Here is an 18459-nt window from a genome sequence, read left to right as displayed (position 1 = left end):
CCGAGACGTAAAGCGAGCATCCTACTTCCTGACTGATACCGCGATATTGATAGGTATCTTCCAGCTGGCGACTTTCGGGCTTCTGGCTTCAAGTTGTAGAAAGCCATTGTAATAACCTGCCCGTACCGGATTATCCTCAGGCCTATAGAGTATCCGAAGACTCATTGCCCGCTCGCTTGCACAATTAGTGACATTCATATTCGTTTCGCAGACCCCACGCACGCGCTGCGCTTTCAGGAGTACAGCGACATCGTTTCCGCCCGCATTTCGCAGCGGCACAGTAAGTTGGGTCCAGGTACTGGTTGGAAGCGATATCAAGTCAACGGGACCTACGGACGAGTTCAATGCAACGACACCCGCTTCGAATAAGGTTGTCGGCAATGGAATGTCCAGCTCTGACATCGCTTGTGATGATGCCCCGGACGGGCTGACAAGCATCATGCGCAAACCCGGTAATTCTGGATTATAGCTTACCAGCCGATTCGTATTCTCTCGCCAAACGCGAGCCATATCGGCGGTTCGAGCATTGCCCAACGGTAAACCATGGGCATCCTTCAGCATCGGGTTTGAATAATACGGGGCGCGAGTTCCATAACACAAACTGGTTTTGGTCTTACCATTATCATGACCAAAATTATAATTGACCCCGTCTTGCTCCCAACAATGCCGGCCACCCGCGTTGTGCCCAAGCTCATGGGCAAACGTGTCGGATACGGATGAAGTCCAACCCAGAGTACTGGTATAACCGGGTCTATAAGCCCTCCCAGCATTACCACCGTCCCATCCGCCAAAAGCGGCATTTAAATCGGTCCTGTACATGCGCCTATAGGGACCCAATAGGGTCTGCCAGCTTGCCAGTCCCTCGTCTGAAGTACTGTAGGGCACATCAAATACGTTAACAGCGGCAAGCCGCAGGGAAACATCAGCAACCAGCGAATTTCGTAATCTGAGATTGACTTCCTCGACCTGCAGAAACGCGAATGCGACGGGATCCACCGACATTCTACTCAGCGCATAGGCGGAATAGGCCATCAACAAGTCAATGTAGCGATGTTCTTCTGATACCGTCGTATCATGGCCCATCGGCTCTTGAGTTTCGATGTAGTCCGACTGCCTGGAGTCATTCGCCGGGGCCGTCGTGAACGTACTGGCACCTTGCGCGTCTACACGGAGCAAACCGCTCCCGCTGGGCTCATCGACCCTCGCGATGACCGAACCGTCAGGCGACCTGACCACGACAAGCGAACCTGTATCGCCGTCGCGAGTGTACAAATTGCCGCTTTCTATCGTGTACCCCTGCTCAATCTTGATCGCCGAACGCTCAAAGCGTGCACCGCCTATCGCCTCGGCATACACGCTTGCAGACGTCGCTTGTGGCGAATGTTCCTGACTATCGTTGTCCGCGTTGACGAGGATGGGCAGCGCAAACACAAGCGCTGCCAAACAGGAAAACCCCGCCGCTGCGAACGAGTTTCCAGTGTTCATGGCGTATGTCCTTTGTGGCTGACAAGCACCATGAGACTGATCGCATCGCAGCGGGACGGCTACTGTCAGAAGTGTCAGTAGCGACATGAGCTCACAGACATTAGATTGCGTCATTAACCTCGACCGGGGCAAACCAACGAGGCTTCTTGTTCGTTGACGGCGAAGCTGCCGCAGGCTGCGATCTTTTGTCTATGCTTATCCAAGCCCCATGGTAGACGAGGGATTTATGGACGACCCAATCGACAACAAGCCACCTACCCTGTTGCAGATGATGCACAGCGTGCTGGCCGCCGCGTTTGGCGTGCAGAGTGGCAAGAACCGCGCCCGTGACTTCACCCACGGCAAACCGAGTCACTTCGTGATGCTGGGAATCGCCTTCACGGTGATCTTCGCCCTGACGCTGTTTGGCATCGTCAAGCTGGTGGTGCATCTGGCGGGGATGTAAGCAACCAATTGCAACGCATATCCCTGTGGGAGCGAGCTTGCTCGCGATAGCGATTTGTCAGTCGGCCTCTGTATTGACTGAACCATCGCTATCGCGAGCAAGCTCGCTCCCACAGGTTCTTCATTGCGTTGGACAACCGATTATTGGTGGCTGACCCAGAACACCGCCGTGCCCACCACCAGGATAATCAGGAACAGAATGGCCCAGGCATCAACGGTACTGTCGCTTTTCCTTGCTTTGGTCGGATTGCTCATTGCATCGCCTCTTGTCGGTTTTGTAGGTGATTGCATAGGGACTCGACCACAGTTAAGACGATGATTGCCCGTACGACAAATGTGGGTTAGCCAATAATCAATCTCATTAGTCGATTTGGTTCTTTACATATACTCAAACATCACTTTTGCGCATAACTCAAAACAGGTATCGTGCACCGGCTCCTTTAGGAGTGCGCGGCCGTGCGCGCAGAATTGCCGAGGCAGAACCCGATTCCAGCGAGCCAATACGCAGCTGTTTCTGATCGGCCCAAGCCTGAGACCGAGACTTATATGTACGTATATGACGAGTACGATCAGCGGATCATCGAGGACCGCGTCAAGCAGTTCCGTGATCAGACCCGACGCTACCTGGCAGGCGAGCTGAGCGAAGAAGAATTCCGCCCTCTGCGCCTGCAGAATGGCCTCTACATCCAGCGTTTCGCCCCGATGCTGCGGGTGGCCGTACCTTATGGCCAGTTGAACTCGCGTCAGGTGCGCAAGCTGGCCCAGATCGCCCGGGACTATGACAAGGGCTACGCCCACATCAGTACCCGCCAGAACGTGCAGTACAACTGGCCGGCCCTGGAAGACGTGCCCGATATCCTGGCTGAACTGGCGACCGTGCAGATGCACGCGATCCAGACCAGCGGCAACTGCCTGCGCAACGTCACCACCGACCAGTTCGCCGGGGTGTCGGCCGACGAGCTGATCGACCCGCGTCCGTGGTGCGAGATCGTGCGCCAGTGGACCACCTTCCACCCTGAATTCGCCTACCTGCCGCGCAAGTTCAAAATCGCCATCAATGGTTCGAGCTCGGACCGTGCAGCCATCGAAGTCCACGACATCGGCCTGGAGGCGGTCTATAACGCCGCCGGCGAGCTGGGCTTCCGCGTCCTGGTCGGCGGCGGCCTGGGCCGTACGCCAGTGGTCGGCGCGTTCATCAACGAGTTCCTGCCGTGGCAGGACCTGTTGAGCTACCTCGACGCCATCCTGCGGGTCTACAACCGCTATGGGCGTCGCGACAACAAATACAAGGCGCGGATCAAGATTCTGGTCAAGGCCCTGACACCGGAAGTGTTCGCCGAGAAGGTCGAAGCTGAAATGGTTCACCTGCGCGGCGGCCAGACCACCCTGACCGAAGCCGAAGTCCATCGCGTCGCCAGGCATTTCGTCGATCCGCAGTACAAGGCCCTGAGCAATCAGGACGCCGAGCTGGCCGCGCTCGACCAGGATCACCCGGGCTTCGCCCGCTGGCGTGCCCGCAACACCCTGGCCCACAAGAAGCCGGGCTATGTCGCGGTGACCCTGTCGCTGAAACCCACCGGCGTTGCGCCGGGCGACATCACCGACAAGCAGTTGGACGCAGTGGCCGACCTGGCCGACCGCTACAGCTTCGGCCACCTGCGTACTTCCCACGAACAGAACATCATTCTGGCGGACGTCGAACAGAGCCAGTTGTTCACCCTGTGGGGCGAGCTGCGCGAGCAAGGCTTCGCCACCCCGAACATCGGCCTGCTGACCGACATCATCTGCTGCCCGGGCGGCGATTTCTGCTCCCTGGCCAATGCCAAGTCGATCCCTATCGCCGAATCGATCCAGCGCCGTTTCGATGACCTGGACTACCTGTTCGACATCGGCGAGCTGGACCTGAACATTTCCGGTTGCATGAACGCCTGCGGCCACCACCACGTCGGCCACATCGGCATCCTGGGCGTGGACAAGAAAGGCGAAGAGTTCTACCAGGTTTCCCTGGGTGGCAGTGGTTCCCGTGGCGCCAGCCTGGGCAAGATCCTCGGCCCTTCGTTTGCCCAGGATGACATGCCGGACGTGATCGAAAAGCTGATCGACGTGTACATTGAACAACGTACCGAAGACGAACGCTTCATCGACACCTACCAACGTATTGGCATCGACCTCTTCAAGGAACGCGTCTATGCAGCGAATCATTAAGAACAACGAGGTCATCGACGAAACCTGGCATCTGCTGCCCAAGGACGCGACCCTCGATGGCATTTCCAACTGCGATGACCTGATCGTTCCCCTGGCCCTGTGGCGTGATCACGCCCGCGCACTCAAAGTCCGCGACGGCGGCCTGGGTGTGTGGCTGGACGCTGATGAGGAAGCGGAAGAAATCGGTGAAGACGCCAACCAGTTGCAGGTCATTGCCCTGAACTTCCCGGCCTTCACCGACGGACGCAGTTACTCCAACGCCCGCCTGCTGCGCGAGCGCTATGGTTTCAAGGGTGAGTTGCGGGCGATTGGCGACGTACTGCGCGACCAGCTCTTCTACATGCGCCGCTGCGGTTTCGACGCCTTTGCCTTGCGCGCCGACAAGGATCCGTACGAGGCCCTCGAAAGCCTCAAGGACTTCTCTGTGACGTACCAGGCGGCCACTGACGAACCGCTGCCGCTGTTTCGTCGTCGCTGAGATTGCGCCAATGAAAAGCCCTGGGCCGGGTAATCCGGTCCAGGGCTTTTTCATTTTGTGTACCGAAGCCACCTGTGGGAGCGAGCTTGCTCGCGATGCCGTAGACCAACCACATTGATGCTGGATGTACCGCCATCATCGCGAGCAAGCTCGCTCCCACAAGGGATTGGTGGTGAGGCCAGGATTACCAGAACCGCTGCTGTGTCAGGCGGCTCCACCAGCTCAGCAGCACGCGGTCCACCGACCCGCTGGCCGCCATGCCGATGCGTTCCTGCAGGCTTTTGCGTTCGGCATAGTGCAGGTGGTACAACTCCGCGCCCTTGGCCCGTTCGGCGAGGTATTCATCGCTGGTTTTCAGCTCGTCCACCAAGCCTTTGCCCAGCGCCGCGACACCCAGCCAGACTTCACCGGTCGCCACTTCATCGATATCCAACTGCGGGCGATAGTTGGAAACGAAGTTCTTGAACAACTCATGGGTGATGTCCAGATCCTCCTGGAATTTCTCCCGGCCCTTCTCGGTGTTCTCGCCGAACACCGTCAACGTGCGCTTGTACTCACCGGCGGTCAGCACTTCGAAATCGATGTCGTGCTTTTTCAGCAACCGGTTGACGTTAGGCAACTGGGCGACGACGCCGATGGAGCCCAGGATCGCGAACGGGGCGCTGATGATCTTCTCACCGATGCACGCCATCATGTAGCCGCCGCTGGCCGCGACCTTGTCGATGCACACCGTCAGCGGCACGCCAGCCTGACGGATCCGCGCCAGTTGCGACGAGGCCAGCCCGTAGCTATGCACCATGCCACCGCCGCTTTCCAGGCGCAGCACCACTTCATCCTTGGGGGTTGCGAGGGTCAGCAGCGCAGTGATTTCATGGCGCAGGCTCTCGGTAGCCGAAGCCTTGATGTCGCCGTCGAAATCCAGCACGAATACCCGAGCCTTGGCGGCTGGCTTGGCCTTCTGTTTCTTCTCGGCCTTTTCGGCCTTGCCCTCGGTCTTGCGCAGGGCCTTGAGCTGGTCTTTGTCCAGCAACGTCTGCTCCAGGCGCTCACGCAGGCCTTTGTAGAAGTCGTTGAGCTTGCTCACCTGCAACTGCCCGGCCGACTTGCGCCGGCCCTTGCTGCGCAACGCAGCGAAACTGGCCAGCACCACCAGGATGGCGAGCACCAGTGTCACGGTCTTGGCCAGAAAACTGGCGTATTCGATGAAGAACTCCACAATGGCTCCTAGTCAATTCAACACACCCCTCACATCGGGTGTCGATCGCTCCCAGCATACTCATGCGCCCGTCTCGCGACCAGCCATGAAACCTGCGGTTACCTTGGCGTTGCGAAAATCAGCGCCTATGCTCCAAGTCGGATGAACGCTGGCGCCGAAGGCTGTAAACAGGCATTTCAAACAAGCGTATGTTTTTTCATTGACAGCTCACGGCCATCCTCATAACCTCGCCAGACCTTCAACGTACCGGGATGACGCGGACGTGGGCAGCATCTATCTGATTCGACATGGCCAGGCCTCCTTTGGTGCGGACGACTACGATGTCCTTTCGCCCAACGGCGTGCGCCAGGCGCAAGTGCTGGGCGATCACCTGGCAGAGCTGGGTATCGTGTTTGACCGCTGCCTCTCGGGCGACCTGCGTCGCCAGCAGGACACCGCCACAGGCGCGCTGGGCCAGATGGCCGCCGCCGGACTGCCGGTGCCCACGCTGGAAATCGACGCTGCGTTCAACGAGTTCGACGCCGATGCCGTTATCCGTGCCCTGTTGCCCGACATGCTCTCCGAAGAACCCGAAGCGCTGGAGACCCTGCGCAATGCCGCGCAGCACCGCGCCGAGTTCCAACGCCTCTTCGCCTTGATCGTCGAACGTTGGCTCAGCGGCCGCTACGATCCGCCCGGACTGGAAAGCTGGCTGGGTTTCGTCGAGCGCGTCCAGGCCGGTCTCTCGCGGATCCTGGAGCAGGCCGACACCTCGCAGAAAATCGCCGTATTCACCTCCGGCGGCACCATCACCGCCCTGCTCCACCTGATTACCCGGATACCCGCCAGACAGGCCTTCGAACTGAACTGGCAAATCGTCAACACCTCGCTCAACCACCTGAAATTCAGGGGCAGCGAGGTTGCCCTGGCTTCTTTCAACGCTCATGCCCACTTGCAGCTGTTGAAGACCCCGGACCTCATCACCTTTCGCTGAGGCCGAATTACCGCAGACCCTTGCTGTATTCAACCCAAATAAGGATCGACACCATGACCTCCGTAGCCGACGCCGTACAAGCCATGAAAGCCAAGTTCAACCCAGCTGCCGCTGCCGGCCTGGACCTGGTCTTCGGTTTTTGCATCGACGAATCCAAGTATTTCTCGCTGATCGTCAAGGACAGCACCTGCGAGCTGCGCGAAGGTGAAAACCCGGACGCCCAGGTGACATTGGTGATGGACGGCGAAACCCTGGAAGGCATCGTCGATGGCAGCACTGACGGCATGCAGGCCTTCATGTCCGGCAAACTGCGCACCGAAGGCGACATGATGCTGGCGATGAAACTGTCCGAGCTGTTCCCAGGCTAAGACGCGCTTGCGTTCATCGCGAGCCTTTCGACTGCAACGAATCCCGCCCCTGTGGCGGGATTCGTGTTTCTGGATGTGATGCCGCTCACTCGAGGATTATTCACTCCCTCGCCACGGGGTCGGTGGTGTTCCTGGATGACGCTCTGACGATTGCAGGTATCGAGCCCGCCCGGCAGCTTTTACAATGCCCGCTCCTCCCGCAACGGCCTGAACATGGACATCGACCTCGCCCGCACCTTCCTGGAAATTGTCCGCCACGGCAGTCTCGCCGCCGCGGCCGAAAAGCTGCATGTCACCCAGACGGCGATTACCGCTCGGGTCCAGAAGCTCGAAAGCCAGCTCGGCTGTGCGTTGTTCGTACGCAACCGAGCCGGCGCACGGTTGACCACCGACGGCGAGGCCTTTGTGGTCTATGCCAACCAGCTCGTTCAAACCTGGGAAGCGGCCCGTCGAGACCTGCCGTTGCCCGAGGGTTATCGCAACGTCTTGCATCTGGGTGGCGAGGTCAGCCTGTGCAATCCCCTGATGCTGGCCTGGGCCGGGGCGCTGCGTCAGAAGATTCCCGGCCACGCGCTGCGCATGGACGTGCGCGACGGCGAGAAACTGCTGCAACAGCTGGAGCTGGGCCTGCTGGATGCCGCAGTGGTCTATCAGCCCGAATATTGGCCGCGGTTGCAGGTGGAACAACTGCTGGAAGAGAAACTCATTCTGGTGCGCCTGGCCGCCCGCCCCGAACCTTATGTTTACATCGACTGGAGCAGCGACTTCCGGCGCCAGCACGACACCGCGCTGCCGGACAAGGCGAAGGCCGCCGTGACCTTCAACCTCGGCCCGCTGGCCTTGCAGTACATTCTGGCGAATGGCGGCAGCGGCTACTTCCGCACCCGGGTGGTGCAGAGCTACCTGGACAGCGGCATTCTGGAACGGGTACCCAAGGCGCCGGAATTCAACTACCCGACCTATCTGGTGTACCCCCGGGACCGGGACTCTGCGGCTTTGCAGCAGGCATTCGAGGTGCTGCGCGAGATCGTCAGGAGCGGGAGCGACTGGTCGCAGCGCTGGGATCCGTTGAGCTGAGGGGCCGGTTGTGGGGGGCCGCTTCGCGGCCCAGCGGGAGCAAGCTCCCTCGCCACAGGGTCACCATTAGCCAGAGAGCCCCTCTTCGCCGGAGGGGCCTTGGCGATGGTCACTTTTGCAATTGCATCACGATTTTGTCCTTCACCAGCAGGCGTTTCTTTTTGAGGGTCTCGAGAGCATCGTCGGGCAAACCGGCAGAGGATGGTTTCTCGGCGTCCACCACCTCGGCGTCAAGCTGGGAGTATTTTTGAAGTAACGAGTCGAGCCGTGGATCCTCGCTGCGTTTTTGCTGGATGTGATCTTTTGTGCATTTGAGATCCTGGCACAAATCGTGGGTCACTGGCATGGAACACCTCCTTTGGTTGATCGCGGCAGACGCCTTTGCGGTTCCCGCTTGCGGCACTTGTCGATTATCAGGATGGCCTCGCCGGGCCCGTTCTGTCGACCACCCATCCGACCAGCGGTGACCGTTCGTCGTCCCGTATCGCTTTGCGATTAAACCTTTACCCGCGCGTTGCCCTCCATTGAACAGAGACGACATGAATCGCTCTTATAACCTGTTTGGAGACTTATTTATGGACGGATTCACCCTGCGTCAGCTCGGCCTGGCAGTTGCCCTCAGTACCAGCATGGGCGCCGCCTGGGCCGCGTCTTCCAACGACTTCGTCGACAACGCGGCGGCCGGTGGCATCGCGGAAATCGAGACCAGCAAACTGGCGCTGGAAAAAAGCGCCTCGGCGGACGTCAAGGAGTTCGCCAACAAGATGATCACCGATCACACCAAGGCCAATCAGGAACTGATGGCGCTGGCGAAAAAGCACGACATCGAGGTGCCTGACGAAACCACGCTGGTGAAGAAAGCCAAGGCCAAGATTCTCGACATGCGCGACGAGTCCTTCGATGCAGCCTATGCCAATAACCAGGTCAAGGCCCACGAAGAAACCATCGCCCTCTTCAAGAAAGAAGCCGAGACCGTGACCGACGACAAAAAGGCGGGCAACACCGAACTCAAGGCATTCGCCCAGAAGATGCTGCCTGACCTGCAGCATCACCTGGATGCGGCCAAGAAGCTTCAGGCGGCTCACCCAAGCAAATAACACAAGCGCTGCAAAAAAGGCCGCCTTCCCAGGAAGGCGGCCTTTTTTTGGCCTGTTGGCTAGCCGCCGTCGGTGTCGATGTCGGCATCGGTGCTGTCGTCGGATTCCGGACGATCCGGGTCCGGCTCAAAGCCTGGGCTGAACGTATTGTCGTTATCCTGATGATGATTCTTCTGGTCGACCTCGCTGGCCGCGCTCTGGGCCTGGTCCGCCCCGGCCGGGCTGACCGGTTGGCTGCTCGACGGGGCGCCCGCCCCCTGGGGATCGATGGCCGGGTCGTTGCGCGGGGACGCGGTTTGCGTCTGGCCTTGTTGCTGAGTGTTTGCAGGATCGTCGCTCATGGGGACACCTCTTCATGACAGCGCCGGGTCAATGGCCGGCCTTGTTCATTCGAAGGGAGCGCAACGGCTTCGGTTCCATTTGTTTGCAGCATGTCCCTCAGCCGCTGAGCACCGAGCGCACCATCTGTTTGAGCGCGTCGGGCCCGTAGGGTTTGCTCAGCAGATGGGTGTCGGGGCTTAGCAGGTGGTTGCGGGAAATGATGTCGCGGGTATGTCCCGAAGTGAACAGCACCGGCACCGGTGGCGTCTGCACCTTGGCCCAGGCCGCCAGGTCCGAGCTCTTGATCAGCCCCGGCATGACCACGTCGGTGAAAATCAGATCCACCGCAACCCCATCGAGCAGCAGCTTCATGGCTTCATCACCATTGGCGGCCGTGAGAGTCCGGTAGCCGGACTGCTCCAGCAGTTCCACCGAGGCACTGCGCACCTCGGCATTGTCCTCCACCACCAGGATCGTCTCTTGCCCACCGGGCTGGAGCGGCTCCAGCAACGCCTCATCCCTGGCTTCCGGCTGGAGGCTGCGGGGAAAATACATCTGCGCCCGGGTGCCCTCGCCCAGGAGGCTGGAAATCTCGATATGCCCGCCGCTCTGCTTGACGAACCCGAAGACCATGCTCAGGCCCAGCCCGGTGCCCTGGCCGTCTGTCTTGGTGGTGAAGAAAGGTTCAAACACCTGATTCAGGATGTCGGGGGGCATGCCCGCGCCGTGATCGATTACCGACAGCCGCACATAGTCACCCGCCGGGATGTCCTTGCCGGCACACGACGCCTCATCGAGGACCACGTTCTCGCCGATCATCCGGATGATGCCCTCGCCGCTCATGGCATCACGGGCATTGATCGCCAGGTTCAACAGCGCGTTTTCCAGTTGGTTGCGATCGACATGAATGCACCAGGGTTCGTCGGGCAAGGCCACTTCGATCTGAATGGTTTCGCCCAGGGCCCGCTGCAGCAATTCGGCCATGCCATCAAAGATGCGCCCTGGATTATAGACCGCCGGTGACAAGGGCTGGCGACGAGCGAATGCCAGCAGTTGCGATGAGAGTTTGGCCCCCCGCTCCACGGCTTCAATGGCCGCGCCGACCCTTCGCTGCACATTGCGATTGTCGGGCTCGTGGCGCGCCAGCAGGTGCAGGTTGCTTGCAATCACTTGCAGCAGGTTGTTGAAGTCATGGGCCACGCCGCCGGTGAGTCCGCCGATGGACTCAAGTTTCTGCGCCTGGCGCAGCTGCTCTTCCGCGGTCAAGCGTGCCCGCACCTCGTCGGCGACACGCTGCTCCAGGTTGCGTGTGAACTTCAGCAGTGACGCTTCAGCTGTCTTGCGCTCATTGATATCAATCAGCACGCCCGGGAAACGCAAAGGCTGGCCCAGCGCATCGAACTCACATCGACCGCTGGCCTGAACCCACAGGTAATCACCGTCCGGGCGCCGTATGCGGTATTCCGAGCTGTAGGGTATGCCGGTGCGCAAAGTCAGCTCGACCCGTTGGTTCACTTCTTCAAGGTCGTCCGGGTGGATGCTCTGGCGGGCAATCCCGATGGGCAATGCGTCCAGGGAACAATCCGCCGGATAATTGAAGGTACGTGCGAAACGTTCATCGCCCGACAACGCGTCATTGGGAATATCCCAGACAAATGAGCCAAGCAATGGCCCGGCCGAGAGCGCCAATTGGATACGCTCGTTGACGGCCCGGTAACGCCGCTCCGCTTCCTGCCGGGCCCGCTCGCTCAATACGCGCTCGGTGGTCTCCACGACAATCGCCAACACGCCGGCCGGTGTCTGGTCATCGTCCGGCACGGGGCTGTAGTACAGATCCATCCAGACGTCTTCGGGCTTGCCGTCGCGCAGCAGCACCAGTTCCTTGCTGCGGTAGGACAAGGTATCGCCGGCCAGGCAGACGTCCAGCACATGACGGTTGAAGTCCGCCACTTCCGGCCAGCCCAGCTCCACCGCGCAGCCTAGCAGGTACGGATGGCGGCCACCGGCGAACTCGGCATAGGCATCGTTGTAGATCATGAAGCCCTGGCGGCCCCACAGCATCACCATCGGCAAGGGGGACGCCAGCAAAACCTGAACAGCGCTGCGCAAGCTGGCGGACCACTGTTCGATAGGACCAAGCTCGGTCAGGCTCCAGTCGTACGCCCGGATACGCCGGGCCATTTCGCCACCCCATCCAGGGCACCCGTGATTGTGGGTTAGAAACTGCATAGGTCGACTCTGAGCCTCGAAATGCCTGCGGGGAATCGGCATGCAAAAATTACTTGTTGATCAGAGCTTCGAGCGCGGCGCTGGCGTTTGGTTTCATGTTGATCGATCCGGGCAGGATTCTGTGGCGAGGGAGCTTGCTCCCGCTCGGTTGCGCAGCGACCGTAAGGTCTTGAGGTCTGCTTCGCCCGAGGCGTCGGACCGTCCCAGCGGGAGCAAGCTCCCTCGCCACAAAAGCAGGTGCGGCAGAACTAGCGGAAATCGCGACTCTGCACCTCAATGCCCGCCAGCAACTCAGTCAGATCACTCAACCGCCCGGCGATCAGATGACGCACCTCGCCCACGCTTTCCCAGCGCCCGTCGACCTTTAGCAATTGCGAACCCACCAGCACTTTGCGTTGACGCTCGGCCAGATCGCGCCAGACCACCACGTTGAGGTTGCCGAATTCATCCTCCAGGGTGACAAAAGTCACGCCGCTGGCCGTGCCGGGACGTTGGCGGCCGGTGACCAGCCCGGCGACGCTGACGTTGCGGCCATGCTCCACCGTCTGCAATTCCCGCGAACTGCGGCAGCGCCGGGCGCGCAGTTCGGGGCGCAGCAACGCCAGCGGGTGCGGTCCCAACGTTGTGCCGAGCGTGGCGTAATCGGCAAACAGGTTCTCCCCCACCGTGGGCTTGGGCAAGGCCACCGGTGGTTCTTCCTGGCGGGGTAAATCGGCGAACAAACCCAGTTGTTTCTGTACCCCGGCCACTTCCCAGCGAGCACGATGGCGATCACCGGCCAGGCCTTGCAGCGCACCGGCGTCGGCCAATTGTGCCTGGGCCCTTGCATCGAGCCGGGCGCGCTCGCCCAGATCGGCCACATCACTGAAGGCCCGCTGCCGACGGGCTGCTTCGATGCGGCGGGCATCCTCTTCGCGAAACCCCTTGATCAAGCGCAACCCCATGCGAATCGCCGGCTGCCGGCCTTCCATGGGTTCGAGGCTGCAATCCCAATCGCTGGCGCGCACGTCCACCGGGTGAATCTGCAAGCGATGCCGACGGGCGTCCTGGAGGATCTGGTCCGGGCTGTAGAAACCCATCGGCCAGCTATTGATCAGGGCGCAGGCGAACGCCGCCGGTTCGTGGCATTTGAGCCAGCTGCTGACGTAAGTCAACAGGGCGAAACTGGCGGCGTGGGACTCGGGGAAACCGTAATTGCCGAAGCCCTTGATCTGCTCGAAAAGTTGCGCGGCGTATTCCGGGGCATAGCCGTTTTTATCCATCCGTTCGGCCAAGCGCTCGCGATGCGGCTCCAACCCACCATGGCGTTTCCAAGCCGCCATAGACCGACGCAACTGGTCCGCTTCGCCAGGGGTGTAGTCGGCAGCAACAATGGCGATCTGCATGACCTGCTCCTGGAATAACGGGATACCCAAGGTACGCTCAAGCACCTCCTCCAGTTCTGGCGAAGGGTAGACGACGGCCTCCTCGCCATTTCGCCGCTTCAGGTACGGATGCACCATCCCACCCTGGATCGGACCGGGCCGCACGATGGCGACCTCGATCACCAGGTCGTAATACTCTCTGGGTTTGAGCCGGGGCAACATCGCCATCTGCGCCCGTGATTCGATCTGGAACACGCCGATGGTGTCGGCGCGGCTGATCATTTCGTAAGTGGCCGCATCATCCCGGGGTAAACCCGCCAAGGTGTAGCGCTCGCCCCGATAGCGCTCGATCAGATCGAAACACCGCCGGATCGCGCTGAGCATGCCCAACGCCAGGATATCCACCTTGAGCAGCCCGACCGCGTCCAGGTCGTCCTTGTCCCACTGGATGATGGTGCGTTCGGCCATGGCGGCGTTTTCCACCGGCACCAGGGTGTCCAGCGGCTGCTGGGAAATCACGAAGCCGCCGGGATGCTGGGACAGGTGCCGGGGGAAGCCGATCAGTTGTTGGGTCAGGCTCAGGACCCGACGCAACACCGGGCTGTCCGGATCGAAACCGCCTTCACGCAGGCGATCCAGCGGCGGCGCTTCATCGCTCCAGCGGCCGCAACAGTCGGCCAGTGCGTTGACCTGATCGGGCGGCAGGCCCAGGGCCTTGGCCACGTCCCGCACCGCCCCGGCACCGTGGTAACTGCTGACCACCGCCGTCAACGCCGCACGATGACGTCCGTAACGCTGGAAGACGTACTGCAGCACTTCTTCCCGGCGCTCGTGTTCGAAATCCACGTCGATGTCCGGCGGCTCGTTACGTTCACGGGACAAGAACCGTTCGAACAACAGGTTGGTCTGACTCGGGTCGATTTCCGTGATGCCCAATGCATAACACACCGCCGAGTTGGCCGCCGAACCGCGGCCCTGGCAGAGAATATTGCGCTGGCGGGCGAAGCTGACGATGTCCTGCACGGTGAGGAAATAGCTGTCGTAGTTGAGCTCGGCGATCAGCTCCAACTCATGCTCGATCTGCTTGCGGATCTTGTCTTCGACACCCTTCTTCCAACGCTGGCGTATGCCGCGTTCGGTCAACTCGCGCAACCAGGACGCCGGGTCATGCCCTTCAGGCACCAGTTCGCGGGGGTATTCATAGTGCAGCTGACTGAGGTCGAAGGTGCAGCGCCGGGCGATGACCAGGGTTTCGTCGAGCAATGATTGCGGATAGAGATCGGCCAGATCCTTGCGGCTGCGCAAGTGCCGTTCGCCATTGGGGTGCAGGCGCTGACCGGCCTCGGCCACCGTGACGTGATGCCGGATGGCAGTCATGGTGTCCTGCAAGGCACGCCGGCCACGCACATGCATGTGCACGTCGCCACTGGCGACAGCCGGAAGATTCAGGCGTGCTGCCAGTGCCAGCAAATCCGCCAATCGCCGCCGGTCATCCTGACCACAGTGCAATTGGACCGCGAGCCACAGCCGCCCGGCAAAGATCGATTGCAGCCAGCGGCTCTGTTCGTCGACGTCCTGCCCATCGGCTATCCACAGCACCAGCAATCCCGGCAAGGGCTCGGCGAAATCTTCGCGCACGATGCGATAGCGACCCTTCTCGCTGCGACGCCGGGCGCGGGTGATCAGCCGGCACAGGGCTTGATAGCCTTCGAGATTTTCCACCAGCAGCACCAGTTTCGGGCCATTTTCGATCTGGATTTCGCTGCCGACGATCAGGTGCAGATCCAGTTCCTTGGCCGCCTGCCAGGCCCGGACGATTCCGGCCAGGGTGCATTCATCGGTGATGGCCAAGGCCCGATAACTTTCTTGTTTTGCACGTCGGCACAACTCCAGCGCACTGGAAGCGCCGCGCTGAAAACTGAAATTGGACAGGCAGTGCAGTTCGGCATACTCGATGCTCATGCGAACCAGCCTTGCAGCCACAGCGGCCCGCCTTCGCCCACCGTTCGATAGGCCCAGGCCCGTTGTCCGGCACGGGTTTGGATCAGGTAGTAATCGCGACGCACATCGGCGCCGTCCCACCAGCCAGTCTCGATGCGCTCCGGGCCCATGAGGATCTGTGCCTGGCCTTCGGGCAACGCCTGGGGTTCAATCAGCAGCCAACCGGGACGCTGTTTCCCATCGCGCACCGGACAGGCCTGGGCCCGAGGCTGGGCGGTCATCTGCCAGGCGCACTCGGGTCGATGGTCGTCGCGTAAGCCCAAGGCCTGCACCGCGTCATCCCCCAGCCGCGCCCGCAATCGTTCGCGCAACTGTTCCCAGGGCAAGGTCTGCTGGGGTCGATCATCGAACAGTTCCAGGCGCTGGGGCACGAAACTCGGCAGGTCTTCGGCGCACAAGCGAAAGCCCCGTACCGGCGCCTCGACCTGCACCTGCTCCAATCGACCACGGGCCAGTTCGAAGAGCATCGAAGGCTCACGTTCGGCGCTGAGCAGGCCGACCTTGATCACCGTGTCCGCCAACCCGCCGTGCTCCAGGTGCAGGTCAAAACGCTGCACACCGCTGTCGCGACCGCACAGGAAGGTCGACAGGTCACCGGTCAGCCGGCGCAACGGAAACAGCAGCGCCTGGTGGGACTGGACGTCGTAGTTGAGTTCGATGCGCACGTCGAAACGGTCCGGCGGCAGGTAGAACGACAGCGCCAGGGTGCGGCTGCCGGTCAGCGCATCGAGGTGCTTGAGCACCTGGGCCTCGAAGCGTCGCGCCAGGGTGTGGCGGGGCAATGCCTGGACCTGGCTCAGGCGGCGCAGGCCCATGCGCGACAAGGCCGTAGCCACCTCGGGTTCCAGACCGATGCGATCCACCGGCATCTGGCCCAGGCACTGCTGCAAGGTCTCGGGATCGGGCACCACCAGGCCATCGTAGGCATTGGCCAACATCCGCGCCGCCACTGGGTTCGGGGCCGCGACAATACGATGACGAAAACCCAGCTCGGTCAGCTCGGCCCGCAGCCGTGCCTCGAACACCGGCCAGGGTCCGAACAGGCCCAGGCTCGACTCGATCTCGAACAGCACTGTGCGCGGGTAATGCACGCTGACCTGGGAACTGAAACGGTAGGCCCAAGCCGCCAGGAATTGTTGCCAGTGCTCGATCTGTGCGGCGTCGTATTCGGCGGTGGCGAAGCTTTTGCTCAAAGCCTGGGCCGCAGTCATGCTCTGGCCGGGACGCAAGCCCAGGGCGCGGGCCGACGCATTGACCGCTTGCAGCACCCGGCGCTGGGCCGGGCCGGTCAACAGGGCCAGAGGCTCATTGGGATCCGGACGCTGACGCAACGCGGCATCCAGCGCCAATTGCGGGAAGAGAATACACACCCAGCGCATCGCAACCTCAATGCTCGGTTCGTGAGGCAGGTGTGGCAAAGGCAATCGGTGCCGAACGGGCCAGCCCGCCCCGGGACTTGAGCACGCGCAATTGCGCGGGCCGGGCATCGATGGCAATGCGCAGCGCCGCTGGCGACGGGTTGATGGCCTCCTGGATCGAGCGCCAGGTAAACGCCAGGGTCTGGCCGGTTTCCGCCGCCACTTGCAGGCGCCGCAGGGCCCGGTCGTCGACCTGGCGCGGCCAGCACAAGACCGCGCCGCAACTGCCTGAACGCAGGCATTGTTCGGTGGCCCACAGGGCATCGCGCTCATCGGCCTGGATCACCGACAACTGGCGCAGATCGACCCCGGCGTTCTGCCAGGCTTGGGGATAAGGCACGAACGGTGGCGCCACTAGCACGATCCGCTCCCCCGCTGCCGACAGCCGCGCCAGGGTCGGCCATACCAGTTGCAACTCGCCCACACCCGGTGTGGCGATGAGGATTTCCGTCAACGCCGCCTCCGGCCACCCGCCGCTGGGCAACGCCGCATCCAACCCGGCATGGCCGGTGGGTTGCGGACTGGCGGCCGGAGGCGCAGGCCGGCCCTTCCAGACCTGGCCGCCATTGAACAGCGTATCCAGCGCAACGACAGCGCCCATCAGCCTGGCCTCACCAGGCCGCAGAACACCCCTTCTATCGCCAGGTCCTGGTCGGCTTCGACAACGATCGGCTGATAGGCCGGGTTGCGCGGCAACAAACGCACCCGCTCGCCCACGCGTTCGAAGCGCTTGATGGTGACTTCACCGTCCAGGCGCGCCACGACGATCTGTCCATTGGAAGCCTGGGGCGTGCGTTGTACGCCCACCAGGTCTCCGTCGAGAATGCCGTCTTCAATCATCGAATCGCCCTGGACTCGCAGCAGATAATCCGGCGCCTTGGTAAAGATCGCCGGGTCCAGCATCAACCGATTGTGGACCTCGGCGTCGGCACCGATCGGCGCCCCGGCGGCCACCCGCCCCAACACCGGAACGTCCAGCAACTCCGGACGCGGTGGCTGGTTCAGCAACCGTATGCCCCGCGCCTGGTGCGGATTGACTTCAATGAAACCGGCTTCGGTCAACGCCAGCACATGCTTGCGCGCCACACTGCGAGAGGCAAAACCGAATGCCTCGCTGATTTCAGCGAGACTGGGAGACTGGCCCTGATCGGCGATGCGTTTGCGGATGAAAGTCAGGATGGCGGTACGGCGGGGGGTCAGGGTTTTCATGGAGTACATTTGTACTCCTGTCGGTTTTTTCTGACAAGCACCGCCAGTCAGTTCACAGAAGCCTGTGATCGATCTCTCATTTCGACTCCACACAAACCACTGTGGCGAGGGAGCTTGCTCCCGCTGGCCTGCGCAGCAGGTCCCTGCATTTCTCCAGGCAAACCGCATGGCCGGTTCTACGACTGCTGCGCAGCCGAGCGGGAGCAAGCTCCCTCGCCACGGGGTTGAGTGTCGCAATCCATGGCTTTGCTCGACCACGCATTCGCTTCACTGGGGACAGCCCTGAGAGAGGCGTCGGCTGCCAGGCCGCCATCGCGAGCAAGCTCGCTCCCACAATGGATCGGGTTACAACCGCAAAGGATTGGTCGGCTGTCAGGCCGCCATCGCGAGCAGGCTCGCTCCCACAATGGATCGGGTTACAACCGCAAAGGATTGGTCGGCTGTCAGGCCGTCTTCGCGAGCAAGCCCGCTCCCTCAGGATTCAGGTACAGCCGGAAAAGTCAGGTCGGCCGTTAGGCCGCCTCGCTTTGTTTTGCTTTGCTTTGCTTTGGCTTTTGATCTTGAGCGCCCCGTT

16 protein-coding genes are annotated in these 18459 nt (G+C 61.3%); 7 read left to right on the top strand and 9 right to left on the bottom strand.

The window, feature by feature from the left end; genetic code table 11:
* Positions 1-21: 21 nt before the first annotated feature.
* Positions 22-1485 (bottom strand): reprolysin-like metallopeptidase, encoded by a 1464-nt coding sequence (locus tag ACLEJR_RS00080; protein ID WP_440798389.1) that lies wholly within the window; start codon positions 1483-1485, stop codon positions 22-24.
* A gap of 226 nt (positions 1486-1711) precedes the next feature.
* Between ACLEJR_RS00080 and ACLEJR_RS00075 the strand changes: the two genes are divergently transcribed.
* The 3 genes from ACLEJR_RS00075 (at position 1712) to ACLEJR_RS00065 (ending at position 4612) form a co-directional block, all read left to right on the top strand.
* Positions 1712-1930, top strand: a complete 219-nt coding sequence (locus tag ACLEJR_RS00075) for a DUF2970 domain-containing protein (RefSeq protein WP_440798387.1) — start codon at positions 1712-1714, stop codon at positions 1928-1930.
* A gap of 545 nt (positions 1931-2475) precedes the next feature.
* Positions 2476-4134 (top strand): nitrite/sulfite reductase, encoded by a 1659-nt coding sequence (locus tag ACLEJR_RS00070; RefSeq protein ID WP_440798385.1) that lies wholly within the window; start codon positions 2476-2478, stop codon positions 4132-4134.
* Entirely contained in the window at positions 4118-4612 is a 495-nt protein-coding gene (locus ACLEJR_RS00065; RefSeq protein WP_440798383.1) for a DUF934 domain-containing protein, read from the top strand. Before ACLEJR_RS00070 ends, ACLEJR_RS00065 begins: the two co-directional genes overlap by 17 nt.
* Positions 4613-4796: 184 nt before the next feature.
* On the opposite strand, the gene sohB is transcribed toward ACLEJR_RS00065, so the two are convergent.
* Positions 4797-5828 carry a protease SohB gene (gene sohB / locus ACLEJR_RS00060; RefSeq protein ID WP_440798381.1) on the bottom strand — a complete coding sequence of 344 codons (1032 nt, stop codon included), beginning with the start codon at positions 5826-5828 and terminating at the stop codon, positions 4797-4799.
* Between the two features lie 262 nt (positions 5829-6090).
* On the opposite strand from sohB, the gene ACLEJR_RS00055 reads away from it, so the two are divergent.
* The 3 genes from ACLEJR_RS00055 (at position 6091) to ACLEJR_RS00045 (ending at position 8246) form a co-directional block, all read left to right on the top strand.
* On the top strand, positions 6091-6801 hold the full coding sequence (locus ACLEJR_RS00055; protein ID WP_440811290.1) for a histidine phosphatase family protein: 711 nt from the start codon (positions 6091-6093) through the stop codon (positions 6799-6801).
* Between the two features lie 53 nt (positions 6802-6854).
* The gene (locus ACLEJR_RS00050; protein WP_440798377.1) at positions 6855-7169 is read left to right on the top strand and encodes an SCP2 sterol-binding domain-containing protein; all 315 of its coding nucleotides are present in this window, start codon (positions 6855-6857) and stop codon (positions 7167-7169) included.
* A gap of 213 nt (positions 7170-7382) precedes the next feature.
* Entirely contained in the window at positions 7383-8246 is an 864-nt protein-coding gene (locus tag ACLEJR_RS00045; protein ID WP_440798375.1) for a LysR family transcriptional regulator, read from the top strand.
* Positions 8247-8355: 109 nt separating this feature from the next.
* Here ACLEJR_RS00045 and ACLEJR_RS00040 read toward each other — a convergent pair whose 3' ends face one another.
* Positions 8356-8592: a YdcH family protein gene (locus ACLEJR_RS00040; RefSeq protein ID WP_440798374.1), complete on the bottom strand. Its 237-nt coding sequence runs from the start codon at positions 8590-8592 to the stop codon at positions 8356-8358.
* 229 nt (positions 8593-8821) lie between these two features.
* Here ACLEJR_RS00040 and ACLEJR_RS00035 point away from each other — a divergent pair, with 229 nt between their 5' ends.
* Positions 8822-9343 (top strand): DUF4142 domain-containing protein, encoded by a 522-nt coding sequence (locus ACLEJR_RS00035; protein ID WP_440798372.1) that lies wholly within the window; start codon positions 8822-8824, stop codon positions 9341-9343.
* 59 nt (positions 9344-9402) lie between these two features.
* On the opposite strand, the gene ACLEJR_RS00030 is transcribed toward ACLEJR_RS00035, so the two are convergent.
* From ACLEJR_RS00030 to lexA, 6 genes are all read right to left on the bottom strand, one after another.
* A complete protein-coding gene (locus tag ACLEJR_RS00030; RefSeq protein WP_440798370.1) occupies positions 9403-9684 on the bottom strand; it encodes a hypothetical protein in 282 nt (93 codons plus the stop codon).
* Between the two features lie 97 nt (positions 9685-9781).
* Entirely contained in the window at positions 9782-11893 is a 2112-nt protein-coding gene (locus tag ACLEJR_RS00025; protein WP_440811288.1) for an ATP-binding protein, read from the bottom strand.
* Between the two features lie 248 nt (positions 11894-12141).
* Positions 12142-15240 carry an error-prone DNA polymerase gene (locus ACLEJR_RS00020; protein ID WP_440811285.1) on the bottom strand — a complete coding sequence of 1033 codons (3099 nt, stop codon included), beginning with the start codon at positions 15238-15240 and terminating at the stop codon, positions 12142-12144.
* On the bottom strand, positions 15216-16637 hold the full coding sequence (locus ACLEJR_RS00015; RefSeq protein ID WP_440811283.1) for a Y-family DNA polymerase: 1422 nt from the start codon (positions 16635-16637) through the stop codon (positions 15216-15218). The genes ACLEJR_RS00020 and ACLEJR_RS00015 overlap by 25 nt, the downstream gene beginning before the upstream one ends.
* 7 nt (positions 16638-16644) lie before the next feature.
* Complete coding sequence (gene imuA / locus ACLEJR_RS00010; protein ID WP_440811280.1) at positions 16645-17277, bottom strand: translesion DNA synthesis-associated protein ImuA; 633 nt, start codon at positions 17275-17277, stop codon at positions 16645-16647.
* Positions 17277-17894 carry a transcriptional repressor LexA gene (gene lexA, locus ACLEJR_RS00005; RefSeq protein WP_440811278.1) on the bottom strand — a complete coding sequence of 206 codons (618 nt, stop codon included), beginning with the start codon at positions 17892-17894 and terminating at the stop codon, positions 17277-17279. The genes imuA and lexA overlap by 1 nt, the downstream gene beginning before the upstream one ends.
* Positions 17895-18459 lie beyond the last annotated feature (565 nt).

This window comes from Pseudomonas sp. SMN5, assembly GCF_052041925.1.
Classification (GTDB): Bacteria; Pseudomonadota; Gammaproteobacteria; order Pseudomonadales; family Pseudomonadaceae; genus Aquipseudomonas.
This window is presented reverse-complemented; position numbering and strand designations above follow the sequence as displayed.